General features: G+C 72.0%; 17 protein-coding genes. 6 read left to right on the top strand and 11 right to left on the bottom strand.

The window, feature by feature from the left end; translation table 11 throughout:
* Window positions 1-3: 3 nt before the first annotated feature.
* From NYZ95_RS04650 to dusB, 4 genes are read left to right on the top strand one after another with little or no spacing between them, the layout of a single operon-like run.
* On the top strand, window positions 4-1,404 hold the full coding sequence (locus NYZ95_RS04650) for a glycine--tRNA ligase (protein WP_262849194.1): 1,401 nt from the start codon (window positions 4-6) through the stop codon (window positions 1,402-1,404).
* A complete protein-coding gene (locus tag NYZ95_RS04645) occupies window positions 1,401-2,000 on the top strand; it encodes a hypothetical protein (protein WP_262849191.1) in 600 nt (199 codons plus the stop codon). Before NYZ95_RS04650 ends, NYZ95_RS04645 begins: the two co-directional genes overlap by 4 nt.
* A gap of 22 nt (window positions 2,001-2,022) precedes the next feature.
* On the top strand, window positions 2,023-3,234 hold the full coding sequence (locus NYZ95_RS04640; RefSeq protein ID WP_262849188.1) for a pyridoxal phosphate-dependent aminotransferase: 1,212 nt from the start codon (window positions 2,023-2,025) through the stop codon (window positions 3,232-3,234).
* Window positions 3,235-3,260: 26 nt separating this feature from the next.
* The gene (gene dusB / locus NYZ95_RS04635) at window positions 3,261-4,412 is read left to right on the top strand and encodes a tRNA dihydrouridine synthase DusB (protein ID WP_372500451.1); all 1,152 of its coding nucleotides are present in this window, start codon (window positions 3,261-3,263) and stop codon (window positions 4,410-4,412) included.
* A gap of 2 nt (window positions 4,413-4,414) precedes the next feature.
* Here dusB and NYZ95_RS04630 read toward each other — a convergent pair whose 3' ends face one another.
* From NYZ95_RS04630 to NYZ95_RS04615, 4 genes are read right to left on the bottom strand one after another with little or no spacing between them, the layout of a single operon-like run.
* Window positions 4,415-5,788: a PH domain-containing protein gene (locus tag NYZ95_RS04630; RefSeq protein WP_262849184.1), complete on the bottom strand. Its 1,374-nt coding sequence runs from the start codon at window positions 5,786-5,788 to the stop codon at window positions 4,415-4,417.
* Window positions 5,772-6,263, bottom strand: coding sequence for a PH domain-containing protein (locus NYZ95_RS04625; RefSeq protein WP_262849182.1), 492 nt, complete (start codon window positions 6,261-6,263; stop codon window positions 5,772-5,774). Before NYZ95_RS04625 ends, NYZ95_RS04630 begins: the two co-directional genes overlap by 17 nt.
* Before the next feature lie 10 nt (window positions 6,264-6,273).
* Window positions 6,274-8,445: a bifunctional polysaccharide deacetylase/glycosyltransferase family 2 protein gene (locus NYZ95_RS04620; RefSeq protein WP_262849180.1), complete on the bottom strand. Its 2,172-nt coding sequence runs from the start codon at window positions 8,443-8,445 to the stop codon at window positions 6,274-6,276.
* A 1-nt stretch (window position 8,446) separates the two neighbouring features.
* Complete coding sequence (locus NYZ95_RS04615) at window positions 8,447-9,040, bottom strand: hypothetical protein (RefSeq protein WP_262849178.1); 594 nt, start codon at window positions 9,038-9,040, stop codon at window positions 8,447-8,449.
* Window positions 9,041-9,218: 178 nt separating this feature from the next.
* On the opposite strand from NYZ95_RS04615, the gene NYZ95_RS04610 reads away from it, so the two are divergent.
* Window positions 9,219-10,292, top strand: a complete 1,074-nt coding sequence (locus NYZ95_RS04610; protein ID WP_262849176.1) for an ABC transporter ATP-binding protein — start codon at window positions 9,219-9,221, stop codon at window positions 10,290-10,292.
* 93 nt (window positions 10,293-10,385) lie between these two features.
* Here NYZ95_RS04610 and nagB read toward each other — a convergent pair whose 3' ends face one another.
* The 7 genes from nagB to NYZ95_RS04575 form a co-directional block, all read right to left on the bottom strand.
* Window positions 10,386-11,165 carry a glucosamine-6-phosphate deaminase gene (gene nagB / locus NYZ95_RS04605; RefSeq protein ID WP_262849174.1) on the bottom strand — a complete coding sequence of 260 codons (780 nt, stop codon included), beginning with the start codon at window positions 11,163-11,165 and terminating at the stop codon, window positions 10,386-10,388.
* Complete coding sequence (locus tag NYZ95_RS04600; RefSeq protein WP_262849172.1) at window positions 11,153-12,115, bottom strand: ROK family protein; 963 nt, start codon at window positions 12,113-12,115, stop codon at window positions 11,153-11,155. The genes nagB and NYZ95_RS04600 overlap by 13 nt, the downstream gene beginning before the upstream one ends.
* Window positions 12,112-13,608 carry a glycoside hydrolase family 3 N-terminal domain-containing protein gene (locus tag NYZ95_RS04595; RefSeq protein WP_262849170.1) on the bottom strand — a complete coding sequence of 499 codons (1,497 nt, stop codon included), beginning with the start codon at window positions 13,606-13,608 and terminating at the stop codon, window positions 12,112-12,114. Before NYZ95_RS04595 ends, NYZ95_RS04600 begins: the two co-directional genes overlap by 4 nt.
* Window positions 13,605-14,468 (bottom strand): carbohydrate ABC transporter permease, encoded by an 864-nt coding sequence (locus tag NYZ95_RS04590; RefSeq protein ID WP_262849169.1) that lies wholly within the window; start codon window positions 14,466-14,468, stop codon window positions 13,605-13,607. Before NYZ95_RS04590 ends, NYZ95_RS04595 begins: the two co-directional genes overlap by 4 nt.
* On the bottom strand, window positions 14,465-15,418 hold the full coding sequence (locus NYZ95_RS04585) for a carbohydrate ABC transporter permease (RefSeq protein ID WP_262849168.1): 954 nt from the start codon (window positions 15,416-15,418) through the stop codon (window positions 14,465-14,467). Before NYZ95_RS04585 ends, NYZ95_RS04590 begins: the two co-directional genes overlap by 4 nt.
* Before the next feature lie 79 nt (window positions 15,419-15,497).
* Window positions 15,498-16,745, bottom strand: coding sequence for an extracellular solute-binding protein (locus tag NYZ95_RS04580; RefSeq protein ID WP_262849166.1), 1,248 nt, complete (start codon window positions 16,743-16,745; stop codon window positions 15,498-15,500).
* 82 nt (window positions 16,746-16,827) lie between these two features.
* Window positions 16,828-18,000: an ROK family transcriptional regulator gene (locus NYZ95_RS04575; RefSeq protein ID WP_262849165.1), complete on the bottom strand. Its 1,173-nt coding sequence runs from the start codon at window positions 17,998-18,000 to the stop codon at window positions 16,828-16,830.
* 270 nt (window positions 18,001-18,270) lie between these two features.
* On the opposite strand from NYZ95_RS04575, the gene NYZ95_RS04570 reads away from it, so the two are divergent.
* Complete coding sequence (locus NYZ95_RS04570) at window positions 18,271-18,468, top strand: hypothetical protein (protein WP_262849164.1); 198 nt, start codon at window positions 18,271-18,273, stop codon at window positions 18,466-18,468.
* The last annotated feature ends 75 nt before the right edge of the window (window positions 18,469-18,543 follow it).

Genomic DNA, 18,543 nt, shown 5'->3' with positions numbered 1-18,543 from the left:
CTCGTGCCTGCCTCCGTCATCGACACCGTCGTCAGCCTCTCCAAGCGCCGGGGATTCGTCTTCCCCAGCGGCGAGATCTACGGCGGCACCCGCTCCGCCTGGGACTACGGTCCGCTCGGTGTCGAGCTCAAGGAGAACATCAAGCGCCAGTGGTGGCGTGCGATGGTGCAGCGCCGTGACGACGTGGTCGGCCTCGACTCCTCGGTGATCCTGCCGCGCAAGGTCTGGGAGGCCTCCGGCCACGTCGACGTGTTCACCGACCCGCTGATCGAGTGCCAGCACTGCCACAAGCGCTTCCGTGAGGACCACCTCCAGGAGGCGTACGCGGAGAAGGCGGCGAAGAAGGGCGATGTCATCTCTCCCGACGACGTCGCGATGGCCGACGTCGTCTGCCCGAACTGCGGCACGCGCGGCCAGTGGACCGAGCCTCGCCAGTTCTCGGGCCTGCTCAAGACCTTCCTCGGCCCGGTCGACTCCGAGGAGGGCATGCACTACCTCCGCCCGGAGACCGCGCAGGGCATCTTCGTCAACTTTGCTCTGGTGATGGCGGCCGCCCGCAAGAAGCCGCCGTTCGGCATCGCGCAGATGGGCAAGTCGTTCCGCAACGAGATCACGCCCGGCAACTTCATCTTCCGTACCCGCGAGTTCGAGCAGATGGAGATGGAGTTCTTCGTCAAGCCCGGCACGGACGAGGAGTGGCACCAGTACTGGATCGACGAGCGCATGCGCTGGTACACCGACCTCGGCGTCTCCGCCGACAACCTGCGCCTGTACGAGCACCCGCAGGAGAAGCTCTCGCACTACTCGAAGCGCACGGTCGACATCGAGTACCGCTTCCGCTTCGCCGGCTCGGAGTGGGGCGAGCTCGAGGGCGTCGCCAACCGCACCGACTTCGACCTCGGGACCCACTCCAAGCACTCCGGCAACGACCTGACGTACTTCGACCAGGAGGCCGGCGAGCGCTGGACCCCCTACGTCATCGAGCCCGCAGCCGGTGTCAACCGGTCGCTGATGGCATTCCTCGTCGACGCCTACCGCGAGGACGAGGCCCCCAACGCCAAGGGTGGTGTCGACAAGCGCACGGTGCTCGCGCTCGACCCGCGGCTGTCGCCGGTGAAGGCGGCCGTCCTGCCGCTGTCGCGCAACGAGCGTCTCAGCCCGGCCGCGCGCGACCTGGCCGCGGAGCTGCGCCAGTCCTGGAACGTGGACTTCGACGACGCCGGCGCGATCGGTCGCCGCTACCGCCGCCAGGACGAGATCGGCACCCCGTTCTGCATCACCGTCGACTTCGACACGCTCGACGACCAGGCGGTGACGATCCGCGAGCGCGACACGATGGCGCAGGAGCGGGTCGCGCTCGACCAGGTCCCCGCCTACCTGGCCGCGCGGCTCATCGGCGCATGACGCCTCGTACGGGTCGCCGCGCCGCGGTCCTGGCGATGGTCGCGTCCGCGGCGCTCGTGCTCGGCGGGTGCAGCGGGGACGACGAGAAGCCCGCGAAGGGGGCCACGACGGCCACCTCGGCCGTCGACGTCCCCGAGGGCGTGACGCTGACCGAGGCGGGTACGACGCTCGACGTCGGCAAGCCCGCGACGGTCGGCTACCCGGTCGGCAAGGCGGCCAGCGCCCTCACGGTCACCGTGACGTCGGTCAAGCCGGGCCGGGCGAGCGACCTCGCCGGGTACGTCCTCGACCCGGCGTCCGCGGCCTCGACCCCGTACTTCGTCTCGGTCGACGTACGCAACGACGGGCCCGACCCGCTCGGTGGCGCGGCAGTCCCGCTGTACGGGTTCGACTCGACGGACACGTACTTCCCGCCGACGCGGTTCGCCGGGGAGCCGTACGACCGCTGCCCGGGCGGGGTGCTGCCCAAGACGTTCGACGCCGGCGCCAGCACGAAGGCCTGCTTCGTGCTGCTCGTCCCGCAGGGCGCCACGCTCACGTCGGTGCAGGTGCGCACCGAGGATCTCGCCACGCCGGTCTCCTGGCCGGTCTCCTGACCCACGCTGGCATGCTTGGTCCATGCGCGAGGTGATGCAGTCGACCAAGCTGGCGGACGTCCTGTACGACATCAGGGGTCCGGTGCTGGAGGAGGCCAAGCGCCTCGAGGACGAGGGTCACCGCATCCTCAAGCTCAACATCGGCAACCCGGCGCCGTTCGGCTTCGAGGCGCCCGACGAGATCCTCGTCGACATCATCGCCAACCTCCACCAGGCCCAGGGATACAGCGACTCGCAGGGTCTGCTGCCCGCGCGGCGTGCCGTCGTCCAGCACTACGAGGAGCGCGTCCCCGGCATCGACGTCGACGACGTCTACCTCGGCAACGGGGTCTCCGAGCTCATCGTCATGGCGATGCAGGCGCTGCTCGACGACGGTGACGAGGTGCTCGTCCCGATGCCCGACTACCCGCTGTGGACGGCCGCGGTCAGCCTCGCCGGCGGCACGGCCGTGCACTACCGCTGCGACGAGGCGTCGGACTGGAACCCCGACCTCGACGACGTCCGGGCGAAGGTGACCGACCGCACCAAGGCGATCGTCATCATCAACCCGAACAACCCGACGGGCGCCGTCTACTCGCCGGAGGTCCTGCGCGACCTCGTGCAGGTCGCCCGTGAGCACAACCTGATCGTCTACGCCGACGAGATCTACGACAAGATCCTGTACGACGACGCGCAGCACACCTGCGTGGCCTCGCTGGCCGACGACCTGCTGTGCGTCACGTTCAACGGTCTCTCGAAGGCGTACCGGGTCGCCGGCTTCCGCAGCGGTTGGATGATCCTCTCGGGCCCGAAGCACCACGCGCACTCGTACGTCGAGGGCCTCAACATGCTCGCGAACATGCGGTTGTGCCCCAACGTGCCCTCGCAGTACGCGATCGCGACCGCCCTCGGCGGGCGGCAGTCGATCAACGACCTGCTCCTGCCGGGCGGTCGGCTGCTCGAGCAGCGCAACCGTGCGTACGAGCTGCTGACGGCGATCCCGGGCGTCACGTGCGTGAAGCCGCAGGGGGCGCTGTACATGTTCCCGCGGCTCGACCCGGCGGTGTACCCGATCGACGACGACGAGAAGTTCGCGTACGAGCTGCTGCGGGAGCAGAAGCTGCTCGTCGTGCAGGGGACCGGCTTCAACTGGCCGACGCCCGACCACTTCCGCCTCGTCACGCTGCCACGCGTGGAGGACCTCGAGGACGCGATCGGCCGGATCGCGCGGTTCCTGGAGACGTACGCCGCCTGAGTCGGTCGCTTGCCGTGCCTGGGAGAATGGTTCCCATGCCCACGACCGCTCCCGTACGCCCCGCGCTGCGCCTCGGCGACCTCGAGGTCGCGACGCCGGTGGTGCTCGCGCCGATGGCCGGTGTCACGAACGCGGCGTTCCGGCAGCTGTGCGCCGAGCAGGGGGCAGGGCTCTACGTCTGCGAGATGATCACGTCGCGCGGCATCGTCGAAGGCGACCCGATCAGCCTGCGGATGCTGAGCTTCGCCGAGGCCGAGACGGTGCGCTCGGTGCAGCTGTACGGGATCGACCCCGTCTACATCGGGCAGGCCGTGCGGATCCTCTGCGAGGACCACGGCGTGGGTCACGTCGACCTCAACTTCGGGTGCCCCGTCCCGAAGATCACCCGCAAGGGCGGGGGAGCGGCGCTTCCGTGGAAGGCGACGCTGCTCGGCGAGATCCTCCACGAGGCGGTGCGCGCCGCGGCGCCGTACGGGGTCCCGGTCACGATGAAGACCCGCAAGGGCATCGACGACGACCACCTGACGTACCTCGACGCCGGCCGCATCGCGCAGGAGGCGGGGTGCGCGGCGATCGCGCTGCACGGGCGCACGGCGGCCCAGCACTACTCCGGGCGTGCCGACTGGGAGTCGATCGCGGCGCTGAAGCAGGCCGTCGACATCCCGGTGCTCGGCAACGGCGACATCTGGGAGGCCTCGGACGCGCTGGCGATGGTCGAGCAGACCGGTGCCGACGGTGTCGTGGTCGGCCGCGGCTGCCTCGGACGCCCCTGGCTGTTCCGCGACCTGGCGGCGGCGTTCGCCGGCGAGCCGCAGACCGCGATGCCGACCCTCGGGGAGGTCGCCGCCTGGATGCGTCGTCACGCCGAGCTGCTCGCCGCGGACATGGGGGAGGAGCGGGGCTGCATCGAGTTCCGCAAGCACGTCGCGTGGTACCTCAAGGGCTTCCGTGCCGGGGGCCAGATGCGGCACGCGCTGGCGACCATCAGCTCCCTCGCCGACCTCGACGCGCTGCTCGCCGACCTGGACCACGACGAGCCGTACCCGGTCGGGGAGCTCGGCAAGCCGCGCGGGCGGCAGGGCAGCCCGAAGCGCGTCGCGCTCCCCGACGGGTGGCTGGCCTCCCGCGAGGTGGCGCGGATCGACCCGGCGGCCGAGGACGCGACCTCCGGCGGCTGACCTCAGGCCTCCCCGCGGACCTCGCGGGCGGCGCGGGCGTGCGCGAGCTGGGCTTCGGCGAGGCCGCGGACGTCGGACGACGCGAGCGACAGCGCTTGCGCCTCGACGGGTCCGTCGGGCGTGTGCACCGCGAGGTTGGCGAGGCCGCGGCGCCGCTGCCACGGCCCTTGCGTGATCGCGACGGACTGGGTCTTGGCGTGCGGCACCACGTCGGTCCGGTGCATGACCCAACCGCGGTCGGCGACGAAGGCGTGCGCGTCGCAGCCCGCGGACCGGAAACGCCAGCCGACCGGCGCGAACAGCCACGACCGCCGCGGCGCACGCGCGCGCGGGACGACGGCGGGATCGACGTCGGCGAACAGCTCGCCCAGCACCATCCGGATCTCGTCCGGTCGAGCCACCGGGACGAGCGTGTCGGTGCTGCTGCTCGCGCTGTCGGTCTCGCGGGACGCCCCGGCGACCGTGACGTCGGCGCGCTGCAGACGTAACGGGCGCCACAGAGCGGCCTGGTGGACCACGACGGCCTGCACCCGGTCGTACGGGATGGTCTGCGAGACGCGGGACAGGAGCCCGCGGGTCACGTGCAGACCCGTGGCTCCGCGGCGCAGCGTGAAGTCCCACTGGGCGATCACGCGCGACATGATCACCTGGCCGATCCAGAAGAGGAACGGCAGCACACCGACGATCACGACACCGGGGAACACCATCCCGACCACGACCAGCACCAGCATGAACGCCGCGGGCGCGAGGAACTCCGTCGACACCACCGTCGCCACCACCAGCCGTACGGGGCGGACGACGAGGATCGGCGGGGAGAGGTCGAGGTGCGGGCTCGGCACGGGCGCACCCGGCTCCCCGGTCGCGGCTGCCGGGGCCGCGACGGCGTGCGACCCCGACTCGTAGGCGCGCTGGAGCAGCAGGTGGCGCAGCCGGTCGGCGTCGGCGTGGCGGAGGTACTGCAGGGACAGGCGCGAGTCGTCGCCGCCGGCCAGCTCGATGCGCAGCTCGCACAGACGGAAGATCCGGGCGGCGAAGGGCTCGGCGATGTCGACGGACTGGATGCGCTCGTACGGGGCGCGTCGCGACTTGCGGGTGAGCACGCCGCTCTCGAGGCGGATCTCGCGACCGTCGATGAAGTAGCGGGTGAAGCTCCACGAGAGGTAGCCGAACACGACGCCGAGCAGCGCCGCCGCGCCGACCAGCGCCAGGCCGATCCACAGGATCGACAGCAGGCTGCGGTCGCCGCCGCCCTCGACGACGTCGCGGCCGAAGGCGACCACGCCGGCGGCGATCCAGATCCACACCCGGACGAACGCGCTCGCCGGGTGGGTGCGCTGGCCCTGCACCGCCGGTGGCGGCTCAGATCCCGGAGCCACGGGTCTTGCCCAGCTCGGTGAGACGGTCACGCAGGCGTACGGCGTCGTCCGCGGGCACCCCGGGGATCACGGCCGACGTCGAGGACGAGGCGGTGTGCAGCGAGACCTTCGCGATGCCGTACGCGCGCTCCAGCGGGCCGGCTGTCACGTCGACGTACTGGACACGTCCGTACGGCACGGCGACGAGGCGCCGCCACGCGACGCCGTGGCGGATCCACAGGTCCTCGGCGTTCTCGGCGAAACCCCACGCCGCCTGGCTGCGCGCTGCCCAGAACCAGCCCCAGACGAGGCCGGCGAGCGCCACCGCCGCGACCAGCGCCACGAGCCACCACCACTGGAGGAGGAGCGCGACCAGCGCGCACGCGACCACGGCAGGGAGGGTGACCCAGACCGCGAGCACGATGCGGTGCACGGTGCGGAGCTTGACCGAGACTCGTTGCCAGCGCTCGGCCGGGGGGTCGAAGAGGGAGTCCACGCGCCCGACACTATCGGGCGCGCACCGGCTCCTCGGGCTCCGGCGAGGCGACGGGGACCTCCAGGGACCCGTGACGCTCCATGCGCTGCCACCGCAGCCGCAGACCCGCGAACGACGTCCACACCGACTGGATGACCACGAGGTACATCAGCTGCCGGTAGACGACCTGCTGCAGCGCGAGCGTCCACAGCGGGCCGAGCCGCTCACCGTCGAGCCGGAAGGCGTACACGCTGGTCGCGAGCTGCAGGCAGAGGAACGCGAGCCAGAGACCGATCACGTACAGCGGGTCGAGGAAGACCAGGCCGTACAGGGCGAAGACGTCGACGACCGGCGCGAGCAGCGGCAGCAGCACCTGGAAGAGCGTCAGGTACGTGAGGCCGCGGCGACCGAAGCGTCCGGCACGTCCACGCTGGACGAAGGCGCCGCGGTGCTTCCACATCGCCTGCAGCGTCCCGTAGCACCAGCGGTAGCGCTGCCGCCACAGGGCACCGAGCGTCGCGGGCGCCTCCGTCCAGGCACGGGCGTCCTCCTGGTAGACGACGCGCCACCCGTCGCGCAGGAGCGCCATCGTCAGGTCGGTGTCCTCGGCGAGCGTCTGCTCGCTGACGCCGCCCACGGCGAGCAGCGCGCTGCGCCGGAACGCGCCGACCGCGCCGGGCACGGTCGGCATGCACTCGGCGAGGTCGAACAGCCGCCGGTCGAGGTTGAAGCCGACGACGTACTCGATGTGCTGCCAGCGTCCCAGCAGGCCGCCGCGGTTCGCGACCTTGGCGTTGCCGGAGACCGCGCCGACCTCCGGGTCGGTGAACGGGAGGAGCAGGTGGCGGACCGTGCTCGGCTCGAACACCGTGTCGCCGTCGACCATGACGACGATGTCGTGCGACGCGGCGGCGATTCCGGTGTTGAGCGCGGCGGGCTTGCCGGCGTTCTCCTGGCGGATCACCCGGACACCCGGGAGGCCGAGCGACTCGGCGAGCTCGGCCGTCCCGTCGGTCGAGCCGTCGTCCACGACGATCACCTCGACCACGACGTCGGAGGCGACGAGGGAACGGACCGCAGCCTCGATGCCGGCGCTCTCGTTGTACGCGGGGACGACGATCGTCACCGGCGGGCACAGCTCAGGGGGCAGGAGCGGCCCCCACCGGTCGACGCTGCGTCGCCGGTGCCGTCGGGCGGCGACGACGAGGAGCACCGACCGTCCGACCGCCAGCGCACCGGCGACGAGCAGCGCGGCGGTGAGCACGCGCAAGATCCAGGTGCTCGCGCCGAATGCGACGAGCAGTGCCCGGCCCTGCCACGCCTGGGCCTTGGGGGCCGGTCCGGACGCGCCCTCGATGCCCGTGGTCTCGCCGACGCTGCCGACCGTCACGCCCGTGCGCTCGAGCGAGGGGAGAAGACGGTCGAGCGCGGCCACGGTCTGGCTGCGGTCTCCGCCGGCGTCGTGCATGAGGAGGACGGCGCCGGCATCGTCGGGCGGCGTCGAGCGGGCCACGATCTCGTCGACGCCGGGACGGCGCCAGTCCTCGCTGTCCAGGGTGGAGAGGACAGTGACGTAGCCCTCGGCGGACGCTTCGCGCAGCACGTCCCACTGCGGGTCGTCGAGCGCGTCGACGGTCGAGGAGTACGGGGGCCGCAGCAGCGAGCTGGTCGTCCCGGTCGCGCCGTTGAGCATCAGCTGGGACTCCTGCAGCTCCAGCTGGCGTCGCCAGGCCGGGACCGCGGCCAGCTCGGCGTGCGAGAACGTGTGCATCCCGATCTCGTGGCCCTCGTCGACGATCCGGCGGGTCAGACCGGGGTGGTCGGCGACCTGCGTGCCGACCACGAAGAAGGTGGCGTGGACGTCGTGCGCGGCCAGCACGTCGAGGATCTTCGGCGTCCACACGGGATCGGGGCCGTCGTCGAAGGTGAGCGCCACCGTCTTTGGCGCGGGGGCGAGCGTACGTACGGCGCCGCCTCGCGCGTCGATGAGCGGACCGCCCGTGGTGACCTCGGCCGGCACGGCGTGCGCCTCGCCCGACGCCGCCACGGCGCCGTCCGGGGTCGAGCCGAACATGTGCCGCGCGTACCCCTGCACGAGAAGAGCCGCGGCGAGGGTCGGCAGCAGGACCGCGAGGAGCACCCAGTGCGCCCGCGGCCGGACCTCGCGCGCCGTGCGGTGGCGCGCCGTCCCGTGCAGGTCCATGTCAGGGGGCGGCCGTGGCCTTCGTACGGCCCGGCGCCGTGGTCGACGACCCGCGCTCGTCGTCGGGCTTGTGCTCCTCGTGCGCCTCGTCGCTGTTGCCCGGCTCGGTCGGACGGCCGGTCGTCGGCGCCGGCGTGGTGGGCGCCGGGGTGGTGGGCGCTGCGGACGGGGTGGGCGCCGGGGCCGTCACCTGCTCGGTCGGCGACGGCTGCGAGGGCGCGTCGTCGGGCTGCTGGTCCGCCTCGTGCGAGGGGCGGTCGTCCGACGTGCCGTCCGGTGACGTCGGGCCGTCGGACGGGTCGACGCTCGCCGGATCGGACGGGGTCGCACGCGACGCGGAGCCGGCCTCGGGGCGCGGCGTGTCCGGCGCGGCCGGAGCCGTGGGCTCGGGCAGCGCGGGAGGCAGCAGCGCCGACGGGAGGGTCGGGCCGCCCAGCACGGTGCTGCCGAGAGCGAGGACGTACGCGGCGGCGGGGAGTGCCAGGACCAGCGCCCAGCGACGCGTACGGTGCGCGCGGCGGCCCGAGGCGTCGACGAACACCGGCTCGGTGCCCGAGGCAGGCGCGGGCGGTGGACGATCGGGGGACGCGGTCACAGCCGACGAATCTAGCAGCGCGCACCAAGGGCCGGGAAGGCGTCGATAACGGTTCGGCGCCATCCATGGACGGATAAGTCGTCCTCGGCAACAATAAGCGCAAGCCCGGGCCCCGGGCTCGTCTCCACTTCACTCGGATCGTGCGGCACGTTCCTGCCGCTGAAGGGATGTTTCAGCCATGGCATCTGTGTCTTTCCAGAAGGCGACGCGCATCTTCCCGGGCCAGGAGCGCCCGGCCGTCGACCAGCTCGAGCTCGAGGTCGCGGACGGGGAGCTGCTCGTCCTCGTCGGCCCGTCGGGCTGCGGCAAGTCCACCTCCCTGCGCATGCTCGCAGGCCTCGAGGAGGTCGACGCCGGCCGGATCCTCATCGGCGACCGCGACGTCACCGAGCTCCCGCCCAAGTCGCGCGACATCGCGATGGTCTTCCAGAACTACGCGCTCTACCCGCACATGTCCGTCGCCGAGAACATGGGCTTCGCGCTCAAGATCGCCGGGACGCCCAAGTCGGAGATCAAGCAGCGGGTCGCCGAGGCCGCCGAGATGCTCGGACTCACCGAGTACCTGGGCCGCAAGCCGAAGGCCTTGTCGGGCGGCCAGCGTCAGCGCGTGGCGATGGGACGCGCGATCGTCCGCTCGCCGCAGGTGTTCCTGATGGACGAGCCCCTGTCGAACCTCGACGCGAAGCTCCGCGTCCAGACCCGCGCGCAGATCGCACAGCTGCAGCGACGGCTGGGCACCACGACCGTCTACGTGACCCACGACCAGGTCGAGGCGATGACGCTCGGCGACCGCGTCGCGGTGATGAAGGACGGCGTGCTCCAGCAGATCGACACGCCCCGCGCCACGTACGACCGGCCCAACAACGTCTTCGTCGCGGGCTTCCTCGGCTCGCCGGCGATGAACCTGTTCGACGTCCCGGTCACCGAGGGCGGGGTGAAGGTCGGCGACACCGTCGTCCCGGTCGCGCGCGAGATCCTCGCCCAGACCGACGCGACCACGGTGACCCTCGGCGTCCGGCCGGAGGACATGACGCTCGGCGAAGGCGGGATCGCCACCGTCGTCGACGTCGTCGAGGAGCTCGGCTCGGACGCGTTCGCGTACGGCCACACCAAGCACGGTGACAAGGACCAGACGCTGGTCGCGCGCGTCAACTGGCGTACGCCGCCGCAGATCGGCGAGGTCGTCAACCTCACCGCCGATCCCGAGCGCGTGCACGTCTTCTCGAAGGAGACCGGGCTCCGCCTCGGCTGACCCAGCCCCGTCTCCTCCCCGATGTGGGCACTTTCCCCCCGAACTCACTGCCGATTCGGTGGGAAAGTGCCCACATCGGGGCGGGGCGTACGCTCAGAACCCCTGCCACTTGGGCTTGTGGGCGAGGGCGTGCCGGTAGTAGTCGGCGAAGTCCAGGTGCGACGCCGCCGCCTCGTCCACGAACACGGTCGCGTGCGGGTGCCACTGCAGGACGGACGCGGGGCACCGTGCGGACAGCGGGCCCTCCACGGCGGCCGCGACCGCCTCGGCCTTGCCCTCGCCGGTGGCGACGAGCACGAGGTGCCGCGCCTCGCCGATCGTGCCGAGCCCTTGGGTGAGGACGTGCCGGGGCACGTCGTCGACGGAGCCGAAGAAGCGCGCGTTGTCCTGGCGCGTCTGCTCCGTGAGCGTCTTCGGCCGCGTCCGCGACGACAGCGACGACATCGGCTCGTTGAACCCGACGTGCCCATCCGTGCCGATCCCGAGGAGCTGGACGTCGATCCCGCCGGCCCGCGCGATCAGCGCCTCGTAGCGCGCGCACTCGGCAGGCAGGTCCGTTGCGGTGCCGTCGGGGGAGTGCACCCGTGCCGGGGCCAGGTCCACGTGGTCGACGAGCTCGCGACGGATCACCGCCGCGTACGACTCGGGGTGCGCCGCGGGGAGCCCGACGTACTCGTCGAGCAAGAACGCGGTCGCGCCCGCGAACGACAGGCCCTCCTCGCGGTGGCGACGGATCAGCTCCTGGTAGGCGAGCAGCGGCGACGAGCCGGTCGCGAGGCCGATCACGGGGTCGGGCCGCCGCAGCGCCTCCTCGTACACGTCGGCGACGTGCCTGCCGATCTCCTCGGCCGACGTGCAGATCACGACCTCCACGCGGGGTCTCCTTCCGGGGTACGGGGCGCCGGCGGGGCGGTCAGCTCGGCCGCGCCCAGGGCCGCTGCAGGGTAGTCGGTCGGCAGCGCGAGGGTCCGTTCGCGCAGGCGCATGCTCGCCGCGAACGCCGAGGCTGACGCGTCGCAGCCCAGCTGCGCGAACAACGGGTCGACGACGCGGGAACCCAGCCGCATCACGCCGCCGGTGAGGACGATCCGGGCAGGGTCGACGCTCAGCGTGAGGATGCGGATCGCCTCAGCCAGCCAGTGCAGGAACGTGTCGCGGACCGCGACTGCCTGCTGGTCGCCGGCGTCGGCGGCGTCGAAGACCGCGACCGGCTGCGGCCCCGGCCCGTCGTACGGCCACTGGCGTGCGAGCCCGCGGCCCGACGCGTACAGCTCGAGGCACCCGTGCTGGCCGCAGGAGCAGCGCGGCCCGTCGGCGACGACGGCCAGGTGCCCGATCTCGCCGACCAGCCCGTACGCGCCGCGGCGCATGCGTCCGTCCAGCACGAACCCGGCCGCGAGCCCGGTGCCCACCGACAGCAGGGCGACGTCCTCGGCCTCGCCGCGGCTGCGCAGCCACGTGGCGGCACCCCGGGCGGCGGCGTTGACGTCGTTGTTGACGGTGGCGGGCACTGCGAGGGCGCGAGCGAGCGCGCCCCGCAGGTCGAGCGGCTCTGTGATCGCGAGGTTCACCGCGTTGCTGAGGACCCCGTCGTCGTCGACCGCGCCGGGGATGCCGGCACCGACGGCGACCAGCTCGGTGCCGCGCGGGAGCGCGTCGATCAGGCGCTCGACCACCTCTAGCGCGGTCGCGACGACACCTGCCGGGCCCACGACCGTCGGGGTCCGCACCTGCGCGAGCGCCTCGTCGGGGCGGTCGACGTCGGCGGCGATCCCGTGCACCTTGGTCCCGCCGATGTCCAGTCCGATCCTGACTGCGCTCATCGTTCCTCTCCGTCGGGCGGGAAGGCCTCCCGCTCGGCTCGTACGACCGCCGCGCCGACCGCCTGCGACGGCGGCTGCGCGGCACCCCAGCCACGGACGACCCGCGGGAGCGCCGCGACCTCCGGTGAGGGCCAGCCCAGCTCGACGACCACGGTGTCAGGTCGGGAGGTCACGAGGGTGCGTACCCACGACCAGACCTCCGGGTCCGCGGCGATCGAGCGCCCCATGACGAGCACCGGGCCGGGGTGGGCGACCACCTCCGCGGTGTCGGGCACGTCGCCCCGGACCGCCCGGACCTCGGCGTCAGGGATGCCGAGGTCGCCCCACGCGGCCTCGCCGACCGCCATGTTGGCGCCCGACTCCAGCCGCAGCACGAGCGGGCGGCCAGGAGGCAACGGACCGACCGGATCCGTGGCGAGCGTGGCCGCCCGACGACCGGCTTCGCGGCCGGCGGACACGACGGACGGGTCGTACGGCGCGGCGCCGGTGCCGTAGGCGGCGCACAGCGCGTCGACCCGCGCGGCCGCGTCGAAGAGCCGTGACGATGCCAACGACCCGGCGGCGACGGCGGCGACGACGGCGTCGACCACGTCGAGGACGTCGTCGGCGCCACGGCCCCGCAGCGACGGCCCGATGCAGAGCAGGTCGGCCCCCGCCGCGAGCGAGGCGACGGCTGCGGCGGGGACGCCGAGCGTGGCGCTGGCGCCGGCCATGTCGAGGGCGTCGGTGACGATGACGCCGTCGAAGCCCATCTCCTCGCGCAGGAGACCGGTGAGGATGCGACGGCTCATCGTCGCCGGATGGTCAGGGTCCAGCGCGGGGAGCACGAGGTGGGACGTCATCACGGTCGCGGCACCCGCCCCGACCGCCGCCACGAACGGGACCAGCTCGCGCGCGCGCAACGTCGCCAGGTCGGCGTCGACGCGCGGCAGCGCGACGTGGGAGTCGGCAGAGGTGTCGCCGTGCCCGGGGAAGTGCTTCACGCACGCCGCCACCCCCAGCGCCTGCAACCCCTCGACCCAGGCCGCCGTGTGCCGGGCAACCAGGTCCGGGTCGGCGCCGAAGCTGCGCGTGCCGATCACGGGGTTGCGCGGGTTGGAGTTGATGTCCGCGTCGGGGGCGAGGTTCAACCAGACCCCCGCGTCCTTCAGCTCCGCGCCGATCGCCGCCGCCACGGCGCGGGTCGTCGCCAGGTCGTCGACGCGTCCGAGGACGGCGTTGCCGGGGTACGGGCTGCCGGTCGTGTAGTGCAGCCGCGTGACGTCGCCGCCCTCCTCGTCGAGCGCGAGGGCGAGCGTGGGCGCTGCCGTGCTGATCTCGCGGGCGAGGGCGGCCGCGGCCTCCGGACCGGCCGACAGGTTGTTGCCGTACAGGCAGATGCCTCCCAGGCCCGCGTCGACGAGCGCGGGCACCCACGCAGGGACCTCGGTGCCGTCGAAGGCGCCCAGGACCACGCGGTGCGCGGCACGACGTACGGCGGTGGCGTCGCTCATCCCTTGACCGCCCCAGACACCATCCCGCTGGCCATCCGGTTCTGGACGAGCATGAACAGCGCGATCACCGGAACGGCCACGAGCGTGGCACCGGCCATCACCGCGGGCCAGTCGATCGCCTTGTTGGAGACGGTGGTCATGCCCTGCAGCCACAGCGGCACGGTGCGGTTCGACGGGTCCATCACCACGGTGGCGAGCGTGATCTCGTTCCAGCACTGGAGGAAGCCGTAGACGCCGCACGCGACGAGCCCGGGAGCGAGCAGCGGGAAGGTGATCGTGAAGAACGCACGGAAACGGCTGCACCCGTCGACCATCGCCGCCTCCTCGAGGTCCGCCGGGACGCCCGCGACGAACCCGCGCAGCATCCAGATCGTGAACGGCAGGATCATCGCAAGGTACAGCACCGTGAGGCCGGCGATCGTGTTGAACAGCCCCCAGCCGGACAGCATCTTGTACTGCGAGATGAACAGCGCCTCGGCAGGGATCATCTGGACCACGAGGATCACCACGACAAAGGCGCCCTTGCCGCGGATCCGGAAGCGCGAGATCGCGAGGGCTGCCAGGAACGCGAAGACGAGCCCGCACCCGACGGCGAGCAGCGTGACCACGAGGCTGAGCTGCATCGAGTCCCAGAAGGAGGCGTCGACCACGCGGCCGTACGCGTCGGCGCTGGTGCCCTCGCCGAACGGGAGCCAGGCGGGCTCGGGGGAGCGCAGCCGGCTGAGGCTCTGGAAGGACCCGTTGACCATCCAGTACACCGGGAACGCCCAGACGGCGGCGAGCAGCAGCGCGAGGACGTTGAGGGCGGTCCGCCCGGCGCGCGGGCGGCGGTTGCGGGCGAGGGGCGTGGTGACGGTCATGCGGTGCGCTCCTCACGCAGCAGGGAGCGGACGTAGCCGAAGGTGAGACCCAACGTCAGCAGCAGCATGAGCATCGCGACCGCGGAGGCGACGCCGTACTCGCTCTGCGCGACGCCGAGCTGGTAGAGGTACGTGCCGAGGAGGTTGGTCTCGCTGACCGTCCCTCCGGCGTTCTGGAGGTACTTGATCTGGGCGAACAGCCGCAGGTCCCACACGATCTGCAGCAGCATCACGATCGACAGCACCGGCCGGATCGTCGGCACGACGATGAAGCGGAACCGCTGCGTCCGGGTCGCGCCGTCGAGCTGGGCGGCCTCGATCGTCTCCTCGGGCACCTGCGTCAGCGCCGCGTACAGGCTGAACGCCACGAACGGGACGCTCATCCAGACGACGATGACACCGGCCACGAGGAAGAACGTCCACGGGTTGGCCAACCAGCTGTAGCCGTCCATCCCTTCGAAGCCGAGCGTCACCAAGAACCAGTTGACGATGCCGTAGCGGCTGTCGAACAGCCAGTTCCACACCGTGAGGCTCGCGACCAGCGGGCTCGCCCACGCCGCGAGCATCGACACCTGCAGGACGATCCGCGGGGCCGTCGACAGCTGGCGCATCAGCAGCGCCACGACGGTGCCGAGGAGCATGGTGAGCGTCGCGGCGGCCAGGCAGAACGCGAGCGAGCGGGCCACGACCGCCCACGTGGTGGCGTCGGTGAGGACGTCGGCGTAGTTGTCGAGCCCGATCCACTCGGGGTCGGCGGTGCCGAACTGCTGGGCGAGGCCGAACTCCTGGAACGACATCACCACCTGTCGCACCAGTGGGTAGCCCAGGCCGAGGGCCAAGGTGCCGAGCGCCGGGACCAGCAAGAGGTACGGCGCGGGGCGCCGCCGGCGGGTCCGCAGCCGGGGCGGCTGCGGGTCGGTGCGCGCCGGGGGCGCGTCGGGGGTGGTCATCGCCTGAGCCATGGGGTGCCTGTCGTGGGGGAGGGGTGGGACCCCGCCGCGCCGGGGGAGTCACGGCGGGGTCTCCACGTCACTTGTTGAGGATCGCCTCGAGCTTCGCGTCGTACTCCGCGGCCGTCTTGGCGACGTCCGCGCCGCCGGCGACCTTGCCGAAGAACTCCTCCATGACCTTCGTCGTCTCCACCTCGGTCCAGTGCGGGGAGGCGGGCGTGAGCTTCGAGCCGGAGGCGGCGGCGATCGACGCCTGCGCGAACTCGTCGTCACCCATCTTGGAGGTGAAGTCGGGGTTGGCCGGGCCGAGGCCGTTCTCGGCGAGCTTCGCCTGGTACTCGTCGCTGTAGATCAGCTGCAGGAGCGCGAACGCCTCCTCCTGCTTCTTCGACTTGGCGGAGATGCCGATGTTCGAGCCGCCGGCGAACACCGGAGCCGCGCCACCACCGACACCCGGGAGCGCGAAGCCGCCCAGGTCGGCAGCCTTGTCCTCCTCGACGCTCCAGCGCGCCCAGCCCGGGGCCATGAACATCGCGGCCTCACCGTTGTTGAACGGCACCCACGACTCCTCGTCGAGCCCGTCCTTCGGCGCGGTGCTGGCCTTGTCGGAGAGCGTCTTCCACTCCTGGAGGCCCTTGAGGCTCTCGGGGGAGGCCAGCTTGCCGACCCACGCGTCGCCCTCCTGGACGGCGATGTCGCCGCCGTGGGCGAAGATCCACGAGATGCCGTTGCGCCAGTCCTGGCCGGGCACCCAGAAGCCAGAGAAGTCCTTCGCGTCCGACTTCTCCTTCAGCGTGACGGCGGCCTTGTTGAAGTCGGCCAGGTTCGCGGGCGGCTGGATGCCGGCGTCGGCGAACGCCTTCTTGCTGTAGAAGACGTAGCGCGAGCCCCAGTAGTACGGGACCGCGAACTGCTTGTCGTCGTACGCGCCCGCCTCGAGGAAGCTCTCCGGCCCGACGTTGTCGCCCAGGTCGGCCAGCTTGTCGCTCAGGTCCGTGAACGCGCCCACGGAGGTGAACGTCGGCGACTGCGTGTTGCCGATCTCGAAGACGTCCGGCGTCTGACCGGCGTCGCTCAGGGCGGTCTGGAGGCGCGGGATCAGCTCGCCCCAGTCGATGCGCTCGATCTTGAGGTCGGTGCCCTCGTTCTGGGCCTCGTACTCCTTCTCGAGCCACGTCGTGAGCTCTTCAGGCGTGTCCTTCTCGCCGGCCAGCCAGAGCTTGACGACGGTGGTGCCGCCTGAGGCGTCGTCGGAGTCCGACCCGCATGCGGTTAGGGCGAGTGCGGAGACCACGCCGAGGACCGCCAGTCGCGTGAGGTTCTTCATGGTGTCTTCCTTCAGGGGTGACGGCCTCGGGGGAAGGCCTTCCGGGGGGAGAGTCGTACGAGAGGAGCGGGGAGGGCTCGTCTCAGACGACCCCTAGCTGGGCGTAGCGGACCTGCGCCGCTGCGCCCGTGAGGACGACGTCGCGTGCGAGCGACGCCATCCGCACGTCGAGGTGCTCGGCGATCGCCGGCATGCTCCGCGCCGTCACCGTGTCGCGCGCGGCCTCCAGGAGAGGACCGTCGAGCAGCTCGGCGGGGCCGTAGAGCACGACGTCGGTGACGCCGAGGGTCGTGACGATGGGAGCGAGGACCGTGCCGAGCGTCGCGCCGACCGCGCGCAGCTCGGACTCGACCGCGTTGGCGCTGGCAGTGGCGAGACGGGTTCGCAGGTGGGGGACGGCGAGGACGGTCTCGAGACAACCGCGGTTGCCGCACGCGCAGGGAGCGCCGTCCGGCTCGACGACCACGTGGCCGATCTCTCCGGCGGACAGCAGCGGCCCGCCCAGGACCGTGCCGTCCATGAGGATGCCGCCACCGACGCCGTGGCCGACCGCGACGAGCAGCAGGCCGTCGGCGTCGCCGGCTCCGAACGTGCATTCCGCCAGCGCGGCGATGTTGGCGTCGTTGGCGACCGAGACCGGAAGTCCCACCCGGGCCCCGACCGTCTCGGCCAGCGGCAGGTCGTACCAGTCGAGGTTGGGCGCCTGGAGGACGACGCCGGCGTCGTCGACCACGCCCGGCGTGCCGATGCCCACGCCCAGGACGGGCCGGGCGGACGCGTCGACGAGGGCGCGGACCAGCTCGACCACGCGGTCCACCGCCGAGTCGCCACGCGCGTCGCCGAGGGGGACGGAGTGCCGCGAGACGATCTCGCCGTCCAGTGCCAGCAGCGCCCCCTGCAGCACGGTGTCGTCAGAGAGGTCGAGCGCGACGATGAGGGCGGCGTCGTGGACGAGGCCGAGCAGTGTCGCGGGCTTGCCGGGACGGGCGCCGGGCTTGGTGCCGAGCTCGCGCACGAGGCCGTCGGCGAGCAGCTCGTTGACGAGGTCGGAGACGGTGACGCGGGTGAGAGCCGTCGCGCGGGAGAGGTCGGCGCGGCTCAGCGGGCCCTCGTCGGCGAGGCACTGGAGGATCAGCGACAGGTGGTGGCGGCGGGTGTCGGACGCGAGGACCTTCTCGGTCGCCCGGCGCGACGGCCGCTGGCGCAACGGGGGGACCGTCCGTGCTTCCCGCGAGGCGTCTGTCGGCTGGATCACAGTTGTTAGTTCAGCGTACTAACAAACCTTCGTCAACCACTGTCGCGAATTCGTTACCTCCCACGCCGCGAGTCACTCCTGGCGCACCCGCGAGTCACCCGCCGCCGGGCCGGGAGTGACTCGCGGGCGAAGGAGGGGGAGGGCAAGGCCACATTGACCCGATTGCCCCGTCGGTGCGACACTGGGAGACGGCGTAGTCCGCCGTCCCGGCTCGTCCTCGCCGGATCGGTGTGTGCGCCGACCCGACCACTCCCGATGCGAAGGATTCCGATGGCTAAGGCTCTCCTCGGATACGTGGCGACGCCGAACGTCCACCAGGCCCGCGAAGCGCAGCTCCGACGCCGCATCGCCGAGCTCGAGGCCGAGGTGATCCGGCTCAAGCACGAGAACGACGAGCTGGCAGGCTCCTCCGACCTCGGTCGCGTGGACCTCTCGACCGCCGATCTCCTCGAGCCCGCCGGCTCCTGATCCGCGGTTCCCGGCGCGCGAGCGATGTCGCGCGGTCCGGGCGTGGCGCGACGGACGACCCCCGTCGGTCACCTA

The sequence above is a fragment of the Mumia quercus genome (genome assembly GCF_025506335.1).
GTDB classification, from domain to species: Bacteria; Actinomycetota; Actinomycetes; order Propionibacteriales; family Nocardioidaceae; genus Mumia; species Mumia quercus.
This window is presented reverse-complemented; position numbering and strand designations above follow the sequence as displayed.